This is a genomic window from Bradyrhizobium sp. 17 (genome assembly GCF_023073515.1).
GTDB classification, from domain to species: Bacteria; Pseudomonadota; Alphaproteobacteria; order Rhizobiales; family Xanthobacteraceae; genus Bradyrhizobium; species Bradyrhizobium canariense_D.
Genome location: NZ_JADPJQ010000124.1, coordinates 84706 through 107332, shown reverse-complemented (window position 1 = coordinate 107332; position 22627 = coordinate 84706). Strand labels below are relative to the sequence as shown.

17 protein-coding genes are annotated in these 22627 nt (G+C 65.3%); 12 read left to right on the top strand and 5 right to left on the bottom strand.

What is annotated here, in order from left to right:
- Positions 1 to 231 precede the first annotated feature (231 nt).
- The 9 genes from IVB13_RS30565 (at position 232) to IVB13_RS30525 (ending at position 12195) form a co-directional block, all read left to right on the top strand.
- Positions 232 to 1314: a YbhN family protein gene (locus IVB13_RS30565; RefSeq protein WP_247297161.1), complete on the top strand. Its 1083-nt coding sequence runs from the start codon at positions 232 to 234 to the stop codon at positions 1312 to 1314.
- Positions 1315 to 1468: 154 nt separating this feature from the next.
- Entirely contained in the window at positions 1469 to 3421 is a 1953-nt protein-coding gene (locus tag IVB13_RS30560; protein WP_247491119.1) for a hypothetical protein, read from the top strand.
- 299 nt (positions 3422 to 3720) lie between these two features.
- A complete protein-coding gene (locus tag IVB13_RS30555) occupies positions 3721 to 5061 on the top strand; it encodes an MFS transporter (protein ID WP_018457544.1) in 1341 nt (446 codons plus the stop codon).
- Between the two features lie 123 nt (positions 5062 to 5184).
- Positions 5185 to 6090, top strand: a complete 906-nt coding sequence (locus tag IVB13_RS30550) for a LysR substrate-binding domain-containing protein (RefSeq protein WP_018457543.1) — start codon at positions 5185 to 5187, stop codon at positions 6088 to 6090.
- Between the two features lie 125 nt (positions 6091 to 6215).
- Positions 6216 to 7160 carry a 5-dehydro-4-deoxyglucarate dehydratase gene (kdgD, locus tag IVB13_RS30545; RefSeq protein ID WP_007602056.1) on the top strand — a complete coding sequence of 315 codons (945 nt, stop codon included), beginning with the start codon at positions 6216 to 6218 and terminating at the stop codon, positions 7158 to 7160.
- Between the two features lie 24 nt (positions 7161 to 7184).
- Positions 7185 to 8528 carry a glucarate dehydratase gene (gene gudD, locus IVB13_RS30540; RefSeq protein WP_247491117.1) on the top strand — a complete coding sequence of 448 codons (1344 nt, stop codon included), beginning with the start codon at positions 7185 to 7187 and terminating at the stop codon, positions 8526 to 8528.
- Between the two features lie 17 nt (positions 8529 to 8545).
- A complete protein-coding gene (locus IVB13_RS30535) occupies positions 8546 to 9994 on the top strand; it encodes an aldehyde dehydrogenase family protein (RefSeq protein WP_247491114.1) in 1449 nt (482 codons plus the stop codon).
- A gap of 129 nt (positions 9995 to 10123) precedes the next feature.
- Positions 10124 to 11665 carry a galactarate dehydratase gene (gene garD, locus IVB13_RS30530; RefSeq protein WP_247491112.1) on the top strand — a complete coding sequence of 514 codons (1542 nt, stop codon included), beginning with the start codon at positions 10124 to 10126 and terminating at the stop codon, positions 11663 to 11665.
- A gap of 260 nt (positions 11666 to 11925) precedes the next feature.
- Positions 11926 to 12195, top strand: coding sequence for a hypothetical protein (locus IVB13_RS30525; RefSeq protein ID WP_018457539.1), 270 nt, complete (start codon positions 11926 to 11928; stop codon positions 12193 to 12195).
- Positions 12196 to 12250: 55 nt separating this feature from the next.
- Here the strand turns inward: IVB13_RS30525 and IVB13_RS30520 are convergent, their stop codons facing one another.
- The 3 genes from IVB13_RS30520 to IVB13_RS30510 all read right to left on the bottom strand — a co-directional run bounded on the left by IVB13_RS30520 (position 12251) and on the right by IVB13_RS30510 (position 14727).
- The gene (locus IVB13_RS30520) at positions 12251 to 12607 is read right to left on the bottom strand and encodes a hypothetical protein (protein ID WP_026233393.1); all 357 of its coding nucleotides are present in this window, start codon (positions 12605 to 12607) and stop codon (positions 12251 to 12253) included.
- Positions 12608 to 12979: 372 nt separating this feature from the next.
- Complete coding sequence (locus IVB13_RS30515) at positions 12980 to 13582, bottom strand: DUF2147 domain-containing protein (RefSeq protein ID WP_247491110.1); 603 nt, start codon at positions 13580 to 13582, stop codon at positions 12980 to 12982.
- 116 nt (positions 13583 to 13698) lie between these two features.
- Complete coding sequence (locus IVB13_RS30510; protein ID WP_085357944.1) at positions 13699 to 14727, bottom strand: NAD(P)/FAD-dependent oxidoreductase; 1029 nt, start codon at positions 14725 to 14727, stop codon at positions 13699 to 13701.
- 179 nt (positions 14728 to 14906) lie between these two features.
- Here IVB13_RS30510 and IVB13_RS30505 point away from each other — a divergent pair, with 179 nt between their 5' ends.
- Positions 14907 to 15374, top strand: coding sequence for a thioesterase family protein (locus IVB13_RS30505; RefSeq protein WP_247297155.1), 468 nt, complete (start codon positions 14907 to 14909; stop codon positions 15372 to 15374).
- A 12-nt stretch (positions 15375 to 15386) separates the two neighbouring features.
- Here IVB13_RS30505 and IVB13_RS30500 read toward each other — a convergent pair whose 3' ends face one another.
- Both IVB13_RS30500 and IVB13_RS30495 read right to left on the bottom strand, forming a co-directional pair.
- Positions 15387 to 15707, bottom strand: coding sequence for a 2Fe-2S iron-sulfur cluster-binding protein (locus IVB13_RS30500; RefSeq protein WP_007602043.1), 321 nt, complete (start codon positions 15705 to 15707; stop codon positions 15387 to 15389).
- Between the two features lie 166 nt (positions 15708 to 15873).
- Positions 15874 to 16248: an Hpt domain-containing protein gene (locus IVB13_RS30495; RefSeq protein ID WP_247491108.1), complete on the bottom strand. Its 375-nt coding sequence runs from the start codon at positions 16246 to 16248 to the stop codon at positions 15874 to 15876.
- On the opposite strand from IVB13_RS30495, the gene IVB13_RS30490 reads away from it, so the two are divergent.
- Both IVB13_RS30490 and IVB13_RS30485 read left to right on the top strand, forming a co-directional pair.
- Positions 16247 to 16501: a hypothetical protein gene (locus IVB13_RS30490; RefSeq protein ID WP_247409834.1), complete on the top strand. Its 255-nt coding sequence runs from the start codon at positions 16247 to 16249 to the stop codon at positions 16499 to 16501. The two genes, IVB13_RS30495 and IVB13_RS30490, sit on opposite strands and share 2 nt — an antisense overlap.
- A 143-nt stretch (positions 16502 to 16644) precedes the next feature.
- Positions 16645 to 22485, top strand: coding sequence for a negative regulator of septation ring formation (locus IVB13_RS30485; protein WP_247491106.1), 5841 nt, complete (start codon positions 16645 to 16647; stop codon positions 22483 to 22485).
- Positions 22486 to 22627: the final 142 nt, after the last annotated feature.

Below are 22627 nucleotides of genomic sequence, written 5' to 3'. Positions count from 1 at the left end.
GACGCGACCGGTGCCACGACTCATATGCTTAACGCGCGTCCGATGTGAACCGCGTATGACAAAGTAGCTGGTCCAAGGCAGAACCTATCCTTGTCAAGGGCTGCACAAGTCACTGTTTTTGCCTTAAATGAGCTACATCATGCCTAGCGATCCAAGCCCACATCGGGCACTGATCGCATCCGACCGGCCAATGTCTGGCCTGGTCGGTCTTGCCCCCCGCCGGGAGGATGAATGCACGGACTGCTGACCGCGCTCAAGCGCGGCTTCAAGAGATGGATCGGCTGGCGGCGACTCGGCGTTGCGGCGAGCGTCTTCATCATCGCGTTCGCGATCACCACGCTGGTACGGACGCTCAAGGGCATCGACACCGGGGTCATCCTGACCGCGTTGACCGAGATCCCCCGCGGCAATATCGGGCTGGCGGCGATCTGCGTATGCTTCGCGTTCTGTACGCTGACCTTCTACGACTTTTTTGCACTGCGAACGATCGGCAAGAGGCACGTGCCTTATCGCATCGCAGCGCTCTCCAGCTTCACGTCCTATTCGATCGGCCACAATATCGGCGCCACCGTCTTCACCGGCGGCGCGATCCGCTTCCGGATCTATTCGGATTACGGGCTGAATGCGATCGACGTCGCAAAAATCTGCTTCCTGTCGGGCCTGACCTTCTGGCTCGGTAACATCTTCGTGCTCTCGATCGGCATGGCCATCCATCCGGATGCCGCCTCCTACATGGATCAGCTGCCGTCGTCGATCAACCGGCTGATTGCGATCGGCGGCCTCGCCTCGATCGGCGCCTATCTGGTCTGGCTGTGCATGGGCGAGAAGCGCCGCGAGCTCGGCCAGAAAGGCTGGAAGGTGGTGCTGCCCTCAGCGCCGCTGACGTTGGTGCAGATCCTGATCGGCGTCGTCGATCTCGGATTCTGCGCGCTGGCGATGTACCTTCTGGTGCCGGCCACTCCGCAGATCGACTTCCTGTCGCTCTCCGTGGTGTTCATTTTGGCGACTTTGCTCGGCTTCGCCAGCCATGCTCCCGGCTCGCTCGGCGTGTTCGACGCCGCCATGCTGGTGGCGCTGCCCGAATTCGGCCGCGAGCAGCTTCTGGCCACGCTCCTCGTCTTCCGCATCCTCTATTTCGTGATCCCGTTCGGTCTTGCCATCTCCATCATGGGCGCACGCGAGCTCTGGATGAATGTGGTGGAGCCCTGGCAGGAGCGCCGACGGCTGGCGGAGGCCTGCGCGCAGGCCAACCTGCCCAAGCAGGTGGCAGCGATGGAGCGCGAGCGGTCGCTGCGGCAGGCCAGCAAACGCTGAGCGTGATCCGGAAAAGTGCGAAGTGGTTTTCCGAAAAGATCATGCTCCCACGATAGTCCGCTAGACGCCGGCCGGCAAAACCGTCAGACCAATGTTGCAGGCGGAGAGCAGCTCTCTTATTTCCGCCTCAACTTTGCCGTTGAAGACGCGGGCCATGATCCCTTTCTTCCATCGCCGTTTCCTCGCCGGTGCCCTGCTGCTCGCCGGGCTCCTCACCGCCTTCCCGCCGGAGCGGGCGGCCGCGCAGGACGCGGGCGCCATGCAGATCAGCTGGGAGGTGCGCAACCGCTTCCGGCTGTTCCGCGAGGAGCGCGACTTCCTGCTCCATGTCGAGAACGCGCGTAACCGCAGCATCCTCGCCGCCGAGCAATCGCTGGAGCTCCAGAGCGAGGGCCGCGGCTGGGCCCGCAACATGGTCAACCGGCTCTGCATCGACCTCCAGGGCCGGGTCAACCAGCCCTGCACCCGCGACAACACCAAGGAAAACTACCTCACCCCCATCGACCATCCCGTCACCGTGCGCCTCGCCGGCGCGGTGCCGGTCGGCGCCACCTGCGCCTGGTCGTTCGACGACGGCGACGGGCCGCAACAATCCACCTTCGACTGCGCCGAGCCGATCAATCTGCGGGTCCGCTACGGCAAGCAGACGGTCGCGAGCGTCGATGTCTCCTCCGGTTCCGATCCGACCCAGCGGGTCCAGACCGAGATCCAGGTCCGCGACATCTTCGTCGCTGGCCTCGGAGACAGCATCGCCTCGGGCGAAGGCAATCCGGACCGGCCGCTGGCGCTGTCGGACGAAGGTTTTTGCTTCCGCTCCTATCTCGGCACCGCCGGCGCGCAGTATTACCGGCCGAGCCGGGCCGGCTTCAAGGGCGGCCGCGCCTGCGAAGCGCCGGATACGCTTGCCAACTGGCAGCGCTACAGCGCCCTCTGGTTCAACTCGCCTTGCCACCGATCGCTCTACAGCTACCAGGCCCGCACCGCGCTGGCGCTTGCGGTACGCTACACCCACGTCGCGGTGACCTTTCTGCCGCTCGCCTGCACTGGCGCCAGCATCAGCGACGGGCTGCTCGGCTCGCAGCGTGCCCGTGAATGCCCGCCCGGCAAGACCGGCGTCTGCAACATCAGCGTGAACGCGCAGGTCGCCGAGCTGCGCGAGGCGCTGACCGCCGCCAGGAAACGCCAGCCCGAGCGCACGCTCGACCTCGTGCTGCTCTCGGTCGGCGCCAACGACGTCTATTTCTCCGGCCTCGTTGCCGACGTGATCGTCGAGACCGCAACCGAGCGCGCGATATTCCGCCGCTCCGGCGTGATGGCGAGCGTCGATGATTCCCGCGATGCGCTGGCGCGCGAACTGCCGCAGAATTTCGTCAAGCTGCGCGAGGCGCTGAAGCCGCTGGTCGGCGGCGACCTCTCGCATGTGGTCTACGTCTCCTATGCCAACCCGGCGCTCGCCGATGGCGGCGTGCCCTGCCGCGGCGGCCGCGCCGGCTTCGACATTCATCCGTCCTTCAACGCCGACCCGCAGCGCCTTGCCCGCGTCTCGACCTTCGTCGACACCGAATTCCTGCCGCAACTCAAGGGGCTCGCCACCTGCACCCGTGGCGCGCTGTGCCGCGATCCCGAGGCCGACCGCATGACCTTCGTGGATTCGCATCAGGCGGCGTTCGCCGATCACGGCTTCTGCGCGCATTCGGGCAACGATCCCGAATTCGACCGCACCTGCTTTGCCGAGAACGGCCAGAGCTTCAATCCTGATATCGTGAGTGCGGCGAGCCAGCCGATGCTGTGCGGCCGCGGCGCCTCCGAATTCCGCGCCTATTTGCCGCGCGCGCGGTGGATCCGCGACGCCAACGACAGCTATTTCGCCGCGATGACCTATCCGCAAGGCTTGCCGGCGGCGAGCCAGCCGACCGACATCCACGACGCAACCTGGGGCGTGCTCTCCGCCGTCTATGGCGGCGCCGTGCATCCGAGCGCCGAAGGCCACGCCGCGATGGCGGACGCGGCGCTGCCGGCGGCAAGCGCCGTGCTGGGTCTGGATGCGGCACCGCCGGGCGTGACACGCGGGCTGCTCGCGCCGCTGCTGCCGGCCGCGCGGCAGTAGACGCGCGCAGCCTCTAACCGCACACTTTCATCGCCCGCGCAGGCGGGCGATCCAGTACTCCGTGACAGACGTGATTGAATCGAGACGTCGCGGCGTACTGGATTCCCCGCCTTCGCGGGGAATGACAACGGCGTGCGTGGTGCGATCGGGTTCGCCATCACCTCGATCGTTCCTCCCACCTGCCGTTCCATCAATCCAAAAGCAGCATCGATCGATACTGCCTTGAACTTGGACACTTTGCCGCGCGCGCCTCTAGGAGTCGCAGTGGGGAAACGTTTCGAGTTCTAAGGAGGCGCGCAATGAGCGCAGTGATGTCCGCAGCGGATGTGAGAAGGTCTCGCGTCAGGCTGTTCATCGTGACCATGTTGTTCCTGGTCACGACCGTCAATTATGCCGACCGCGCCACGTTGTCGATCGCGGGCCCCGCGCTCTCCAAGGAGCTGCACCTCGATCCCGTCGCGATGGGCTACATCTTCTCGGCGTTCGGATGGTCCTATGTGATCGCGCAGGTGCCGGGCGGTTGGCTGCTCGACCGCTACGGCTCCCGGCTTGTCTATGCCTTCAGCATCATCGTCTGGTCGCTGTTCACGACGATGCAGGGCTGGGTCGGCTTCTTCAGCGCCGGCACCGCGATCACCGTGCTGTTCGGCCTACGCTTCCTCGTCGGTATCGCCGAAGCGCCGTCTTTCCCCGCCAACGCCCGCATCGTTGCGGCCTGGTTTCCGGGCAATGAGCGCGGCACCGCGTCTGCGTTCTTCAATTCCGGGCAGTATTTCGCCACCGTGATCTTCGCACCCTTGATGGGCTGGATCGCGCACGACTACGGCTGGCGCTACGTATTCTTCGTGATGGGCGCGCTCGGAATCGTCATGGGCCTGGTCTGGATCAAGACCGTCTACGGGCCGAAAGAGCACCCCGGCATCAACGAGGCCGAATTCGATTACATCAAGGCCGGTGGCGCGCTGGTCGACCTCGACGCTCCCAAGGAAGAGCGCGCGCCCGAGCCCGGCTCCGGATGGGACCATATCCGCCAGCTGCTTTCCAACCGCATGATGCTCGGCGTCTATCTCGGCCAGTACTGCATCAACACGCTGACTTATTTCTTCCTGACCTGGTTCCCGGTCTACCTCGTCAAGGAGCGCGGCCTGTCGATCCTGCAAGCCGGCTTCGTCGCGACGCTGCCGGCGCTGTGCGGCTTCATCGGCGGCGTGCTCGGCGGCGTCATCTCCGACGCGATCCTGCGCAAGACCGGCTCGTTGACGATGGCGCGCAAGATCCCGATCGTCGGCGGCATGCTGCTGTCGATGTCGATCATCGCCTGCAACTATGTCGACGGCCAGGCGCTGGTGGTCGGCTTCATGGCGCTCGCCTTCTTCGGCAAGGGCATCGGCGCGCTCGGCTGGGCTGTCGTCTCCGACACCTCGCCGAAGGAAGCCGGCGGCGTCTCGGGCGGCCTGTTCAACACCTTCGGCAATCTCTCCTCGATCAGCACTCCGATCGTGATCGGCTACATCCTGGCCGCGACCGGCTCCTTCAACGGTGCGCTGATATTCGTCGGCGCCAATGCGCTGGTGGCCGCATTCGCCTATCTCGTGGTCGTCGGCAAGATCGAGCGCGTGGTGCTCAAACGTTCCTCCTGAGGGCTCCCCATGGGGGCTTGACCAGGCAACTTAACGGCGGCTTCACGGCCGCCGTCTTTGTTTTGGGAGTAATCGATGCTAGAAGCGCCGGGGAAACGCCTTATCCATCTAAGGCATGTATCGATGTTCGACCTCAACCAGCTCCGCTGTTTCGTCACGGTGGCGGAGGAATTGCATTTCGGCCGCGCCGCCGCGCGGCTGAACATGACCCAGCCGCCGCTGTCCCGGCAGATCCAGGTGCTCGAGCACATCATCGATGCGCCGCTGCTGGAGCGTACCAGCCGCTCGGTGCGCCTGACGCCTGCCGGGCGCAGCTTCCTGCCGGAAGCGCGGCGCATCCTGAAGCTTGCTGAAAGCGCCTCGCAGGTCGCCCGCCGTATCGCGCTCGGCAAGTCCGGCTCGCTGAAGATCGGCTTCACCGCAGCCGCAGCCTACGGCTTCCTCCCGGAGCTCGTCGCCGCCTGCCGCGCCAAGCTGCCCGAGGTGGACTTCTCGCTGAAGGAGATGGTGTCGGGCGACCAGTTCGAGGCGTTGACCTCGGGCCAGATCGATGCCGGCCTGCTCAGGCCGCCGATCGCGCGCCCCGAAATCGCCAGCCGCCGCGTCGTCGCCGAGCCCCTGCTCGCCGCGATCCCGAAAAAGCATCCGCTGGCGAATGCCGAGAGCGTCACGATCAAGGATTTCGACAACCAGCCCTTCGTGATGTATTCGCCCTATGAGAGCCGCTACTTTCACGACGTGCTGGTGGCGCTGTTCACCCGCGCCGACATCCTGCCGCGCTATGTGCAGCACCTGAGCCAGATCCACTCCATCCTCGCCATGGTACGCGCCGGCCTCGGCCTCGCCATCGTGCCGGCGGCGGCCGCGAGCCTGAAGATCGCGGACGTCCGCCTGCGGCCGCTGAAGCTGCGCACCCGCGTCCCGGTCGAGTTGTTCATGGTCTGGCGCCGCGACGACGAGAATCCGCTGCTCTCGGCACTCGTCAAAATCGCGAGCGAATTGTCCTCGGCGGAGGCGATGGAAGATTGATGCTGATTTCGCATTGGTCGATATAGGCTTTGGCTTGGACCCGCATCGAACGGTCTCCTAAACCACGGTCGCATGGACGCGCAGCCTTTGCGTCCTCCACAACACGAGACCAGGGAGCAGCGCCCATGAGCAAGATGACCCCGCAGGAAATGGCCCAGAAGATCGGATCCGGCCTCCTGTCCTTCCCCGTCACGCCGTTCAAGGCGGATTACTCCTTCGACGAGGCGACCTACCGCGCCAACATGGACTGGCTGTGCGGCTATGACGTCGCAGGCCTGTTTGCCGCAGGCGGCACCGGCGAGTTCTTCTCGCTGACGGCGGCCGAGGTTCCGCAGGTCGTCAAGATCGCCGTGGACGAGACCAAGGGCCGCGTGCCCGTCCTCGCCGGCACCGGCTACGGCACCGCCACCGCGCGCGAGATCGCGATCGGCGCGGAGAAGGCCGGCGCCGACGGCCTGTTGCTGCTGCCGCCCTATCTCACCCATGCCGAGCAGGACGGGCTTGCTGCCCACGTGGAAGCGATCTGCGCCTCCGTGAAGATCGGCGTCATCGTCTACAACCGCGACAACGCCATCCTCCAGCCCGATACGCTCGCCCGCCTCGCCGAACGCTGCCCGAACCTCGTCGGCTACAAGGACGGCATCGGCGACATCGAGCTGATGACCCGCGTCTACACCAAGCTCGGCGACCGCCTGACCTATATCGGCGGCCTGCCGACCGCTGAGACCTTCGCACTGCCCTACCTCGACATGGGCGTGACCACCTACTCCTCGGCGGTATTCAACTTCGTTCCGGAATTCGCCACCAATTTCTACGCCGCCGTGCGCAAGCGCGACCACGCGACGATCCACGCCGGCCTGAAGGACTTCATCCTGCCCCTCATCGCGATCCGCAACCGCAAGAAGGGCTATGCGGTCTCGATCATCAAGGCCGGCATGAAAGTGATCGGCCGCGATTCCGGCCCGGTCCGCCCGCCGCTGACCGACCTCACCGAGCAGGAGATCGCGGAAGTCACGGCGCTGGTGAAGAATCTGCCCGCCATCCGATCGTCACAACAGGCTGCAGAATAACAACAACACAGGGAGGAGCCTGCGATGGTCAAGACCGAGATCACTGGCGCACCGGTCGTCACCGCGATGCAGGTGATCCCGGTCGCAGGCCGTGACAGCATGCTCCTCAATTTGAGCGGCGCGCATGCGCCGTTCTTCACCCGCAACATCGTCATCCTCACCGACAATGCCGGTCACACCGGCGTCGGCGAGGTGCCTGGCGGGCAGAAGATCTGGCAGACACTGCAGGACGCCCGTGATCTCGTGATCGGCAAGACCGTCGGCGCGATGAACAACATCCTCGCCGATATCAGGACCGCCTTCGCCGATCGCGATGCCGGCGGCCGCGGCAAGCAGACTTTTGATCTCCGCGTCATGATCCACGCCGTCACGGCCGTGGAGTCCGCGCTGCTCGATTTGCTCGGCCAGCATCTCAACCTGCCGGTCGCAGCCCTGCTCGGCGAGGGCCAGCAGCGCACCAGCGTCGAGACGCTGGGCTATCTCTTCTTCGTCGGCGACCGCCGCAAATCCAAGCTCGACTATGTCGGCGGCGAGACCGGCAAGGCGGAATGGTTCAACCTCCGCCATCAGGAGGCGATGACGCCGGAGACCGTGGTGCGGCTCGCGGAAGCCACCCACGACCATTACGGCTTCGCCGATTTCAAGCTCAAGGGCGGCGTGCTGCGCGGCGAGCAGGAGATCGAGGCCGTCACCGCGATCGCCAGGCGCTTTCCGAATGCGCGCGTGACTCTGGATCCGAACGGCGCATGGTCGCTCGACGAGGCCATCAGCCTCTGCAAGGACATGCACGGCATCCTCGCCTATGCCGAGGACCCCTGCGGCGCCGAAGGCGGCTTCTCCGGCCGTGAGATCATGGCCGAGTTCCGCCGCGCAACGGGCCTGCCGACCGCGACCAACATGATCGCGACCGATTGGCGGCAATTGTCCCATGCGCTGCGCCTCGGCGCGGTGGACATTCCGCTGGCCGATCCCCATTTCTGGACCATGCAAGGCTCGGTGCGCGTGGCCCAGACCTGCCGCGACAACGGCCTGACCTGGGGTTCGCACTCCAACAACCATTTCGACATCTCGCTCGCCATGTTCACCCATGTCGGCGCCGCCGCCCCCGGCAAGGTCACCGCGATCGACACACACTGGATCTGGCAGGACGGTCAGGCCTTGACCAAGGAGCCGCTCCAGATCAAGGCCGGCAAGATCGCCGTGCCCGAACGGCCCGGCCTGGGTATCGAAATCGACAGGGCCGCCATCGACGCCGCGCATGACCTCTACAAGCAGCATGGACTCGGCGCCCGCGATGACGCTATTGCCATGCAGGACCTGATCCCCGGCTGGACCTTCGACGACAAGCGTCCTTGCCTGGTTCGTTAAAAACTCTGGAGGAAGCTATGACTGCGATCCTGAAGAACTTCATCGGCGGCGAATGGGTCGATGGCTCCGCTGTCACCAAGAACATCAACCCCTCCGACACCAACGACGTCGTCGGCGAATACGCCAAGGCCGACAAGGCGCAGACCGAGAAGGCGATCGCAGCCGCCAAGGCCGCCTTCCCCGCTTGGGCGCAGTCGACACCCCAGGCGCGTTATGACGCGCTGAACAAGATCTCTCTCGAAATCATCGCCCGTAAGGAAGATCTCGGCCGCCTGCTCGCCCGCGAGGAAGGCAAGACGCTGCCGGAAGGAATTGGCGAGGTCGCGCGCGCCGGCCAGATCTTCGCATTCTTCGCCGGCGAGGCGCTGCGCATGATCGGCGAGAAGGGCGCTTCCGTCCGTCCCGGCATCGACGTCGAGCTCACCCGTGAGCCGATGGGCGTCGTCGGCATGATCACGCCCTGGAATTTCCCGATCGCGATCCCCGCCTGGAAGATCGCCCCCGCGCTCTGCTATGGCAACACGGTGGTGTTCAAGCCTGCCGAACTGGTGCCGGGCTCGGCGCATGCGCTGTCCGAGATCATCACCCGCTCCGGCATCCCGGCCGGCGTGTTCAACCTCGTTGTCGGCTCGGGCTCCGTGGTCGGCCAGACCCTGATCGAGCATCCCGACGTCGCCGCGATCACCTTCACCGGCTCGGTGCAGACGGGGCGCAAGATCGCGCAGGCTTGCGTGACCTCGAGCAACATGAAGAAATTCCAGCTCGAGATGGGCGGCAAGAACCCGCTGGTCGTGCTCGACGACGCCGATCTCAAGACCGCCGTCGAAGTCGCCGTCAACGGCGCCTATTTCTCCACCGGCCAGCGCTGCACAGCGTCCTCGCGCCTGATCGTCACCGAAGGTATTCACGACCGTTTCGTTGCGGCGGTGACCGAGCGCCTGAAAGGCCTCACGGTGGACGACGCGCTCAAGGCCGGCGTGCATATCGGCCCGGTGGTCGACCAGAGCCAGCTCGACCAGGACCTGCGCTACATCAAGATCGGCCAGGACGAGGGTGCCAAGCTCGCCTGGGGCGGCGAGTTGCTCAAGCGCGAAACGCCCGGCCACTACCTCCAGCCGGCGCTGTTCACCGAGGCCAACAACAACATGCGCATTTCGCGCGAGGAGGTCTTTGGCCCGGTCGCCGCCGTCATTCGCGCCAAGAACTACGAGGAGGCGCTCGCGATCTCCAACGACACCGAGTTCGGCCTCGCCTCCGGCATCTGCACCAGCAGCCTTAAATACGCCTCGCACTACAAGCGCAACAGCGAGTCCGGCATGGTGATGGTCAATCTGCCGACGGCCGGCGTCGACTATCACGTGCCGTTCGGTGGCCGGAAGGGTTCGAGCTACGGCGCCCGCGAACAGGGCTCCTATGCCCGCGAGTTCTACACGACGGTGAAGACCGCCTATACCTATCCCGGCTAACCACGGGCAAGATATCGTAGGGTGGGCAAAGCGAGGCGCGCCCACCGCTTACGTTCGGCACGAAGCATGGTGGGCACGGCGCTTTGCGCCTTTGCCCACCCTACGACTTGAGTTTCCGAGGTAAAGCAGATGGACCAGTCAGTCGCAGCGAAAGAGCAGCCTCGCTACATCAAGCTCAACGAGCGCGACAACGTCGCGATCGTTGTCAATGATTTCGGGCTTCCCGCCGGCTCCCGCTTCGCCAGCGGGCTGACGCTGCGCGCCTTCGTGCCGCAGGGACACAAGACGGCGCTGGTCGACATCCCGCAGGACGCCCCGATCATCCGCTATGGCGAGGTGATCGGCCATGCGCTCGCGCCGATACTGGCCGGCGAATGGGTGGACGAAGCGCGCATCCGCATGCCGGAGGCCCCTGCCCTCGACAAGCTGGAAATCTCGACCGCCGTTCCCGCGCCGCTGCCGCCGCTCGAAGGTTTCACGTTCGAAGGCTTTCGCAATTCCGACGGCTCGGTCGGCACCAAGAACATCCTCGGCATCTCCTCCTCGGTGCAATGCGTCAAGGGCACGATGGAATATGCGGTGAAGCGCATCCGCGCCGAGCTGCTGCCGAAATATCCGAATGTCGACGACGTCGTGCCGCTGACGCATGCCTATGGCTGTGGCGTCGCCATCAACGCGCCTGATGCCGTGATTCCGATCCGCACGCTGCAAAACATCGCACAGAACCCGAATTTCGGCGGCGAGATACTGGTCATCAGCCTCGGCTGCGAGAAGCTTGCGCCCGAGCGTCTGGTGCCGGAAGGCGTCAGCAATGCCATCGTGCGCATGCAGGATGAAGCCTTCGACGGCTTTGGCGCCATCGTCGAGGCAATCATGACCCAGGCAGAGGCCCGCCTCAAGATCCTCAACAAGCGCACCCGCGAGACCTGCCCGGCCGCCGATCTCGTCATCGGCCTGCAATGCGGGGGCAGCGACGCGTTCTCCGGCGTCACCGCGAACCCTGCGGTCGGCTTCGCCGCCGACCTGCTGGTGCGCGCCGGCGCCACCGTGATGTTCTCGGAAGTCACCGAAGTGCGCGACGCGATCCAGTTGCTCACGCGGCGCGCCATCAACGAGGCCGTCGGCCGCGCGCTGGTCCGCGAGATGGCCTGGTACGATTCCTATCTGGCCCGTGGCGGCGCGGACCGCAGCGCCAACACCACGCCCGGCAACAAGAAGGGCGGCCTCGCCAACATCGTCGAGAAGTCGCTCGGCTCGATCGTCAAGTCCGGATCAAGCGCGATCACCGGCGTCCTCTCGCCCGGCGAGAAGGCAACGCAGAAGGGCATGCTGTTTGCGGCAACGCCGGCGTCCGACTTCATCTGCGGCACGCTCCAGCTCGCCTCCGGCATGACCTTGCAGGTGTTCACCACGGGCCGCGGCACGCCTTACGGCCTTGCGGCTGCGCCCGTGATCAAGGTTTCGACCCGCAGCGAGCTGGCGCGACGCTGGAAGGACCTGATCGATTTCGATGCGGGAGGCATCGCCACCGGCGAGAAGACCATCGAGGAAACCGGCTGGGACCTGTTCCGCCTGATCCTCGACGTCGCCAGCGGCCGCACGAAACCCTGGTCGGATCGCTGGGGCATCCACAACGATTTGACGCTGTTCAATCCGGCGCCAGTGACCTGAGCGCCGCGCGCGGACGCTGCCTCGCCGCGTGGATGCATTGGTGCCGTTTCGGCACGTAGGGCACCGACACGTCACCGCGCGACCACTTCCGCGAAACCGCCCGGAAACATTGGCGCGGAAAACTTCCTTCGCGCTTCGTCGCTCGACATCACGCAATCAAATAGATCAGCGACCGCGATCTAATGTTCGCACACAGGCGAACCTGTTGCGGCATCACCGCGACCTAACCTCCGATTGGCACTTCTCACGGAGATTTTCCAATGCGCGTTCTTTCGATGGTTGCCGTTGCCGCAGCGATGATTGCCAACTCGTCAGGCGCGTTCGCCGGCGAGCTTCCCTCTTACGAAGTGACGTCGTTTCCGATCTCGGCGACGCAAGTCCAGGTGCTCGGCGGCCCAGGCATCGAGGAGCAGTCGACTGCGCCCGCGATGATCGTCGCCGGCATGCCCGCCTCGCCCGCGCAGATGTCGGTGCTGTCGCCACGCGTGAAGCGGCTTGCGAGCGTCAGCGCGAACAACGAGGCGCGCTAAGCCTTGACGCCATTCCGGGTTCGACGCTGCGCGTCGCCCGGGATGACGTTTCACTCTACGTCATGCTGCCCGGCATGAAGCAGCGCACCCGCGGATGGCCGTCGATATAGTGCTTCCACACCATGGTGCGGCCGATCTTGTTCGGCTCGGTAATGACGGCGCCGTCGGGCACGACCACCCATTCGCCCTCGAGATGCACGCGATAACGGCCCTTGTCGGATTCCCAGTCGACGTCGGCGACCATATAGCCGTCGGCATCCGAGCAGCATTGGCCGTATTCGCTGTGCAGGCTCTCGAACCAGGGTTTTAATGGCGAGTTGGCGTAGCGCCCGTCGTCGCGCGCCATCATCGGGGCGGTCAGCAGCACCGTCAGGACCAGCAGCATGGCGGCACACGATATTGCACGTCTCATGTCGTCTCCGCGGATCGAGATCATCGCCGCGGGGCGATAACTGCCGTCCGCCTTCCGCGACTCGGCGAAGGCGTCAAGGACGGCGACTCATCCCCCAACAGCTTTGCGGATAGCTATGCAAATCCGGCGCCACCGCGCATTCCGGGGAACTACTGGCGCAAGTCCGGCATGCATTGGTCTTTCGACGGGTATGACCGCTGCTCGCGGGCCAAGATCTCCGCTGTCATAGCTGGCCGCATGCGCGATTGCGCACGGGGGGACACCGCGCAAGAACGCGGGCAGGCTGCGGCGTACTGGATCCCCGCCTTCGCGAGCAATGACGGCGGTGTGTGGAGCTACCGAAGTTCAGGCGGCACAGCGCGCGACGTAGACCTACTGCTTCGGCACCGGCGCCATCATTGCGCCGCCCTTCTTCGCCGGTGCCACAGGCACCGGCTTGGTCGCGGCGGTCGCTTGCGCCGGAAGATATTTCGCGACGATGGCGGGATCGACCTGCGCGATGTTGGCGTCGGGAAGACGCGTCCAGGTCTCGTCCTTGCCGAACAGGGAGATGCCGAGGAAACCGCGCATCGTCAGGGTCTGTCCGTCCGGGCTGACCGTCATCTTGGCCTTCCAGATGTTGCCGTCGCGAGGATTGACCACGTTGCCGCCGTCATACTTCAAGCCGTCGCGCTTCATGTCACGGATGAAGGAGAGCCCGAGCACCGGCGCGTTCTTGCGATCGTCCGTGCATTTGGCGCAGATCTCGTTCGGGTCGTCGCCGGGCCGCGGGAAGGTTTTTGCGATGACGCCTTCGAACACACCGTTGTGGTCGATGAAGAGAAACCATCCCACCGTCTTGCCGTCTTCGACCTTCTGCCAGAGGCCTGCGGCGGTCGGCTGCTGCACTTGCGCCACAACCGGGCTCACCGCACCGAGCGTCATCGCGAGCGCGAGAAGCGAGAACAGCCGAAAGCTGGAAAAGAGAGTCCGCATTATCATCACCTTGCTGAGCCAATCGCCTTGCTAAGCCGCCAACTGCAATGGCCGCAGACTACGGCGATTTCGCGAACTGTTCCAGCACCAGAAACATGGGGCATCGCCCGCCGCCATCAGTTGACGCCGAGCTTCTTTTGCAGGCTGGAGGACGACGTCGTGTACTGGAACACGAGCCGCTTCTCTGGATAGACGTAACGATGGGCTTTTTGCGACATCAGCGCACCCTCGTGGAAGCCGCACAGGATCAGCTTGATCTTGCCGGGATAGGTGTTGATGTCGCCGATCGCGAAGATGCCTGGCACGTTGGTCTCGAACGCGGATGTCTCGACCGGCACCAGATTGTTCTCCAGCGCGATGCCCCAGTTCGCGACCGGACCGAGCTTCATGGTCAGCCCGAAGAACGGCAGCATGGTGTCGCAAGTAATTTCGTTCACGCTGTTGTCGTTGCCCTTCACGGTGGCGCCGCTCAGCTTGCCCTCATTGCCTGACAGCGCAGTGACCTGGCCGAGCCGCAGATCCATCTTGCCGGCCGCGACCAGCGCGCGCATCTGCTCGACGCTGTGGGGCGCGGCGCGAAAATCGTCGCGACGGTGCAGAAGCGTGATGCGCTTGGCGATCGGATGCAGATTGAGCGTCCAATCGAGCGCGGAATCGCCGCCGCCCACGATCAGCACGTTCTTGTCGCGGAACGTCTCCATCTTGCGCACGGCGTAGTGCACCGAGCTTCCTTCATAGGCTTCGATCCCCGGCACCGGTGGACGCTTGGGCTGGAACGAGCCGCCGCCGGCAGCGATCACCAGCACCTTGCATTCGAACACCTTGCCGGCGTCCGTGGTGCAGCGGAACAGCGGATCGCCGATTTTCTCGACGGTCTCGATCATCTCGCCGAGATGGAAGGTCGGATGGAACGGCTTGATCTGCTCCATCAGCGCGTCGGTGAGGCCCTGCCCAGAAACCTGCGGAATGCCGGGAATGTCGTAGATCGGCTTTTCCGGATAGAGTTCTGCGCACTGGCCGCCGACCTTGTCGAGGATGTCGACGAAATGCGTCTTCATGTCGAGAAGGCCCAGCTCGAAGGCGGCGAACAGACCGCAGGGGCCGGCACCAATAATCAGCACATCGGTTTTGATCGCGTCGCTCATGTCGTCTCTTTATCGGTCGTTCGTGGGACGGCGCCCTTTGGGCCGAGGTGACCCTGCCTGTCTAGCCAACGGGGATGGATCAGGGAAGGCATAAAAGCGGGAGCGCCCCGCAGCGGGGCCCACTTGCCGGGTCAGGATAACTGGGCTGTAACGAGGAACGATATGACGGAGATCAATCGGTGAACGCACCAAGCCGCCTCGATACGACGCCGCGCCTGGAGGACTATCCTTTTCGCCTCAGCGACAACGTCCGCTTCGGCGATCTCGACCCTAACCAGCACGTCAACAACGCGGTTTACGCCACCTATTTCGAGACCGGCCGCGTCACGCTGATGAAGCTCCCGGAATACGGCCTGACGCCGCCGGGGCTTGCCTGGATCATGGTGCGGCTCGACATCCATTTTCGCGCGGAGCTGCACTGGCCGAATACGATCGAGCTCGGTCTCGGCGTGGTGAAACTGGGGCGAACGTCGGTGACGTTCGAGCAGGTGGTGTTTTCGGAAGGGAAGTGCATTGCATCGGCGACATCGGTCGCCGTGATGATCGACGAAACGTCGCGCCGGCCAACGCCGCTGACTGCGGAAGTGCTCGAGAAGCTCAGCCCCTGGCATAAGCGCGGCATCCAGGTCGCGCAGCCCAGCACATGATAGCTAAGAGAGTTAGGCCTGCCGTTCCGGCGTCGCCACCACGAGGCCGTCGAGATCGTCGGAGACCTTGATTTGGCAGGACAGGCGCGAGTTCGGGCGCACGTCGAAGCCGAAGTCGAGCATGTCCTCTTCCATCGGCGTCGGGCTGCCGACCTTCTCGCGCCACGCTTCGTCGACATAGACATGGCAGGTGGCGCAGGCGCAGGCGCCGCCGCATTCGGCCTCGATGCCGGGAATGCTGTTGCGGATGGCGGCTTCCATCACAGTCGCGCCGTTCTCGACGTCCACCGTACGGGTTTCGCCCTTGTGATCGACAAAGTGGATTTTGGCCATGTGTGCTCGTGCTGCCGCGATCTAGGGAATGAAGGAGGGTCCGGGCTGTCCTATAACGGGTCGGTCAGCCCGGCGCCATAGCGTTTTGATGAAGTCGCGAATACCGCTTCGCGGGAAGAAGACCCGTCAAAACAAAAGACTACAGCACGGTTCGGGCCCTGTTGGCCTAAGGATTCAGGATCGCCTCGATGGCGGCGCGAGCCTCGGTCACCGCCTCTTTCAGCGCGGCGAAGGCGTGAGGCCGGCCCTGGCCGGTCTGGATCGCAGTCTCCAGGCTGGCTGCGGCATCCGCCACTGCAAAGGCGCCGATCCCGCGCGCCGAGCCCTTGAGCTTGTGGGCGAGTGCGCCGGCTTCGGCCGGCAGCGCTGCCATCGTCGCGATCAGGCGCACCGTCTGCTCGGCAAACATCGCCAGCACTTCCTGCTCCAGCTCGGAATCGCCGAGCGTCATGCGTGAGAGATGATCGAGGTCGAGCGGGCTGTCGATGGGTGCAAGCGGGGGCGAGGGCATCCAGTCCATCCGTTGCAGTTCAGGCGTCATGGCGCAGGCCCCGGCATCGCGCGATGTCCGCCGGTCCGGCGGTCAAGTTCCCTCCACCCAAGCATGGAAATGGTTAACGAAATGTTCTGGCCGTTTTGCGCAAATCTGCCTGCTTATTGACGAAAAGTTGCCGCAATCCGGCGAGTCCGGTGGAGAATTGCATTTATTGCTAAGGCGTTACGGCACGATCCTGTTAACGATGATTAAGATTGTCTTAATCGCGGGCATTTCATTCGCGACGCTCTGCCAATAGGATGTTGGAGAAATTGGCGGACAAGCCGTCCGGGTGGGGATGGCTCGGAGATCCGCGCAAGCGGCATGATCCGGACTGTGGGCTTGCGTAGCGCGCAGAGCTCGCGGGGGGACGCGTACAAGTAACGAGGGCTCGGACTGAACATGGCAAACACTCCGAAAAAGGTCAAAGACCCCACAGAAGATGCGCTTTCTGCAATCCAGGAAGCCCTGAACATCAGCGACACGGCCGCGGACACCAGCCGCAACGCCTCGATGCGCAGCGAAACGTCGCCCCCGGTCGCGCCACCAGCTCCCCCGATGTTCGACGAACCGAGCTTCGACGCGCGCCCTGCCGCGAACGAACGCGCGGTGTTCGACCAGATCGAGGAGCCGCGCTCCTCGCGCCGCGCCGCCAATGACGACCGTGCGACCATCGGCCAGCTCTTGCAGACGTTGCAGACGGGACGCCCGACCCGCAACATCTACACGGGCGCGACAATCTTCACCGTCATCTGGCTGGCCGCCTGCGCCGCACTGACGGTCGGCTTCCTGCCATCGATCCAGGCCGCGATGGGCCAGAGCGGCGGCGTCTTGGCCATTGCCGGCCTCGTCACGATGTTCTTCGCGCCGATCATGCTGTTCTTCTTCCTGGCGAGCCTCGTCTGGCGCGGCCAGCAAATGAGCTCGGTCGCGCAGGCTATGGCCCAGGTTGCGATCCGCTTCTCCGAGCCGGAAGGCTCGGCTTCGGATTCCATGGTGACCGTCGGCCAGGCCATCCGCCGCGAGGTTGCGGCGATGGGCGACGGCATCGAGCGCGCCATCGCGCGCGCCGGCGAGCTCGAGACGCTGGTCGCCAACGAGGTCGCGGCGCTCGAACGCGCCTATTCCGACAACGAAGTGCGCATCCGCGCCCTGCTCCAGGACATCGCGCATCAGCGCGACAATCTGGTCGGCCAGGCCGAGCAGGTCCGCAGCGCCATCTCCGGCGTGCAGATCGATTTGCGCCATGACATCGCGCTGATCTCGGACGCGATCGCCTCGCGCGTCGACGAGGTCGCCAAGTCCATCACCGGCGCACTCGAAGAGCGCGGCGCCCACATCACCGGTGCGCTGAGCAACGCCGGCGACAACATGATCCTCGCGCTCGGCGAGCGCGGCGGCGACCTGCTCGACCGCCTCGAGGAGGCCAGCAACGAGACCACCCGCGCCGTGCTCGACGCCAGCGAGCGGCTGACCACCAGCCTCAATTTCAAGACCGGCCACGTTCACGACGAGTTCGTCGACCTGGCCGACCGCGTCCACGAGATGCTGAACGAGCGCATCGACCGCATCACCGGCGAGTTCGAGCAGCGCTCCGCCGCGATCGTCGACGGCATCTCCGAGCGCACCGAGCAGGTCCACGACAGCCTGAAGAATTCGTCGGACTCGCTGCTGCTCGAGCTCGAGCTGCGCTCCAACGACCTCTCCGCCAAGATCGACGACGCCGGCAACCGCCTCGCCGGCCAAATCATGACCTCCGGCGACAAGGCGAGCGAAGCACTCGACGCCACCGTCAACACGCTGGTCGCCAAGGTCGTCAGCCAGACCGAGACCGCGCACGACTCGCTGTCGCTCCAGATGAGCGCCTTCGACGAGCTGGTGAAGAACCAGGGCACCGAGCTGGTCGAGAAGTTCGCCCGCGACTCCGGCACGCTGGGCGCGCTGATCACCCGCCACATCTCCGAGTTCGACCGCACCGTGAAGACCTTCGGCGGCGAGATCGTCGATCGGATGGGCCAGCGCACGCAGGACATCCATGAGTCGCTGAAGAGCTATGTCGACAATTTCGACACCCGCTTCACCGCCAATGGCGGCGCGATCACGGCTGTGCTCGACCAGCGCCTGGTGCAGTTCGAGACCACGATCGGCGAACGTGTCAGCAACCTCGATGCCTCGCTGAACGGCAAGATCTCGAGCCTCGACTCCACGATCGACGGTCACATCAAGACCTTCGACGAACAGCTCGTCGGCCGCGTCGCCGCGCTCGAACAGTCGTTCGATACCCGTGCGAAGTCGGTCACCGAGACCATCGACGGACGGCTCAACACCCTCGCCTCGTCGCTGACCGACGGCGCCGCGCAGGCGATCCAGTCGATCGACTCCCGCCTCACCCATCTCACGACGTCGCTGACCGACGGCGCGTCTCAGGCTGTCGAGACCATCGACAACCGCCTCAACCACCTCGCGACCTCGCTGACCGATGGCGCGTCGCAGACCATCCAGACGATCGACACGCGCCTCACGCATCTGACGACCACCCTCACCGGCGGCGCGTCGCAGGCGCTCGAATCCATCGACACCCGCCTCACCTACCTGACCAGCGCGGTGACGAACGGCGCCTCCCAGGCCGTGCAGTCGATCGATTCCCGCCTCACCCTGCTGACCTCGACACTCACGGACGGCACCGCGCAGGCGATCGAGGCGGTCGATCGCCGCATCACCGGCGTTGCCGAGATCATCGATGGCCGCAGCATGCACCTGACCGACACGGTCACGGCGCGCTTCCAGGACATCCAGCAGGCCATCGAGACCAAGGTCGGCGCGGTCGCCAGCGACATCGACGTGCGCGTGGCGCAGTTCGAGGACCTGCTCGGCTCGCGCGTCGAGGCCGTCGCCGGCCGCATCGAGAGCAGCGGACGCCAGGCCAGCGAGGACATGATGTCCCGCGCCGAGATGATATCGACCGCGATCCGCTCGCATGTCGAGGACGCCGAGCGCTCGCTCACCAACCTCGTGGTCAACACCAGCGAGACCATCCAGACCGGTGCGCGCACCGCGCAGCAGTCGCTGATGACGGTCTCCTCCGACGTCAACGCCCAGCTCAAGATGACCTCCGCCGAGGTCGAGCGTGCGCTGACCGCCGTCGGCACCGGTGCCGCGAACTCGATCCTGACCAGCGCCCGCGAAGCCCAGTCGACCCTGGTCGCCGCGTCGGGCGATGCCTCCAACCAGATCAAGGGGCTCGCGGCCGACGTCGAACGCACGCTGTCGTCGGCAGGCTCGGCGACCGCCGCCTCGATCCTGGCCGGTGCCCGCGAGGTGCAGACCACGCTCGTGACGGCGTCCTCGGATGCGGCCAACCACGTCAAGACTCTCACCGCCGACGTCGAACGCACGCTGTCGTCGGCAGGCTCGGCGACCGCCGCCTCGATCCTGGCCGGTGCCCGCGAGGTACAGACCACGCTCGTCACGGCGTCCTCGGACGCCGCCAACCACGTCAAGACCCTCACCGCCGACGTGCAGCGCTCGCTGTCGATGGCCGGCACCACAACGGCGGAATCGATCACCGCCGGCGCCCGCGATGCGCAGAGCGCGCTGATCGCGGCCTCGAGCGAGACCGCCAACCAGATCAAGGCGCTGTCCTCGGACGTGCAGCGCTCGCTCTCGATGGCGGGAACCGCGACGGCAGAGACCATCATGAGCGGCGCCCGCGAAGCCCAGAGCACGCTCGTCAGCGCGTCCTCGGATGCGGCGAGCCAGGTCAAGTCTCTCGCCGCCGAAGTGCATCGCTCGCTCTCGCAGGTCGGCCAGTCGACCGCCGAGACGATCACGACCAGCGCCCGCGATGCCCAGAGCACCCTGCTGGCGGTCTCCGCCGAACAGACCGGCCAGGTTCGTTCGCTGGCGGCCGAGATGCAGCGCGCGCTGGCGACCGCCGGCGGGGCCACCATCGAGGCGCTCACCAGCGGCGTACGCGAGGCCCAGGGCACGCTGATCTCCGCCTCGACGGACGCTGCGAGCCAGATCAAGTCGCTGACCATAGACATCGAGCGCACGCTGACCTCGGTCGGCGCCGACACCGCCTCGACCATCCTCAACAGCGCGCGTGAGGCGCAGACCTCGCTGACCTCGACCTCGGCGGATGCCGCAAGCCAGATCCGCACGATCTCGAGCGAGATCGAGCGTACGCTGAGCACGGCCACCGCGAACGCGACCAACGACATCCAGACCAGCGCGCTCAACGCCCAGAACGCGTTGATCAACGCCTCCAACGAGGCGAGCTCGCGGGTCAAGTCGAGTTCGGCCGACGTCGAGCGCTCGGTGCTCGCCGCCAGCAGCAGCTTCGGCCAGGCCATGACCGGCAAGACCGACGAGATCGTCACCTACGTGCAGCAGCAGTCCGACCGTCTCGCCAACATGATCGACGCCAAGCGCGGCTCGCTCGTGGACGCGATCGGCTCCAAGACCAGCCAGCTCACGCTCGACATCGACCGCGTCACATCCGACGCGCTGAAGTCGATCGAGACGCGCGGACATGCGTTCTCGCAGACCATGATGGGCAACGGCTCCGAGGTGGCGCGAACCATCAACTCGGCGAGCGAGATGGCGACGGGTGCCGTCAACAAGTCGCTCAAGGACCTCGAGCAGGCCTCCCGCGCGGCAATCGACCAGTCGCGCCAGGTCTCGATCGCGGCCGTCACCGAGATGCAGGAGACCAGCAAGATCCTGCGCACCGACACGGTCGCCCTGTTCGAGCGCCTGCGCGAAGGCAACATCCTGCTCCAGGAGGTGCTGACCGGTGCGCACGATAACCTCAACTCGCTCGAGCGGGCGCTGGTGACGCGCGTCGCCGACTTCGTCTCGGCGATGAACGACGTCACCTCGCGCAACGGCGCTGCGACGCAGAACCTGGAAGACCAGCTCAACGTCTTCAACAGCAAGACCACCCGGGCGCTCCAGGATCTCGGCGAGCTGTCGACCCAGTTCGACGCGCACGGCAAGGCACTCGTCGAGGCCGCGCAGGTGGTGGAACAGAGCAACAAGAACACCACCGCCTCGCTCGCCGAACGCAAGGAGGCGCTGGAATCGCTCGTCACCACGATCGACCTGCGCACGGCCGATCTCGACCAGCGCCTGTCGCGCTTCACCGGCCTGCTCGACGAATCGCTGGCGGCCGCCGAAGAGCGTGCCCGCGACATCGCCCGCGTCGTCGCGGAGACCGCCGGCGCCGGTTCCGCCGCGATCACCCGCCAGTTCGAAGCGGTGCGGTCGGCCTCCGAAGAGGAGCACCGGCAGACCGTCGAGGCCATGCACGACATCTACCGCCAGACCACCGACGAGGCGGACGCGATGTTCAAGCAGTCGACCGAGAAGTTCACCAATCTCGTCTCCAGCATGAAGCAGATGGCGTTCGAGATGCACAACGAGCTCGAAGCCACCCGCAACGAGCTGCGCCGCGGCGTGCTCGAGATGCCGCAGGAGGCCGCCGAGAGCACTGCGCAGATGCGCAAGGTGATCGTCGACCAGATCGAGGCGCTCGCCGAGCTCAACCGCATCGTGGCCCAGCACGGCCGCGGCCTCGACGTCTCCACGACGGTCCGCGCCAGCGTGCAACGCCAGGAAGAGCCGATGCTGGCGGCCGTCGGCGCGCGCAGCACCGAGACGCGCATGCGCGAGAGCGCCAGCGCCTCGACGCTGCCGCCGCCGGACCTCGGCATGCCCGCCTCCTCGCGCCGCACCGAAGCTCCCCCGGTGGCGCCGGCCGGCAATGACCAGGGCCGTGACGGCTGGTTGTCCGACCTGCTGAGCCGCACGGACGCCAACCAGGGCGCGCCCACCGGACGTGAGCCCCAGCGCGGCCGCCAGGCTGCACCGGCTCCGCAGCCGCAGGCTCCGCAAGGTGGCGGCAATCCGCTGGAATCCTTGTCGCTCGACATCGGCCGGCTGATGGACCGCAACCTCGCGTCCGAGATGTGGGACCGCTATCAGCGCGGCGAGAACAAGGCCTTCACCAAGCGGCTCTACACGCCCGCCGGCCAGAAGGCCTTTGATGAGGTCGCCCGCAAGTATCGATCCGACCGCAACTTCAAGGCTACTGTCGACCGCTATGTCGCCGAGTTCGAACGCCTGCTCGACGAAGTCGCCCGCGACGGCCGCGGCCCGCAGGAGCTGCGCAACCACCTGACCTCGGAGACGGGCCTGGTGTACACGCTGCTCGCTCACGCAGCGGGCCGGCTGGGATAAGCGGTCAGTCGCCAAGACGCATGACAAATGAAAACGGAGGCCTCACGGCCTCGGTTTTGTTTTGGGGAGGTTGTTGCGCCTCCACAAACTCGTCATTGCGAGGAGCTCTTGCGACGACGCAATCCAGACTGCTTATGCGGAG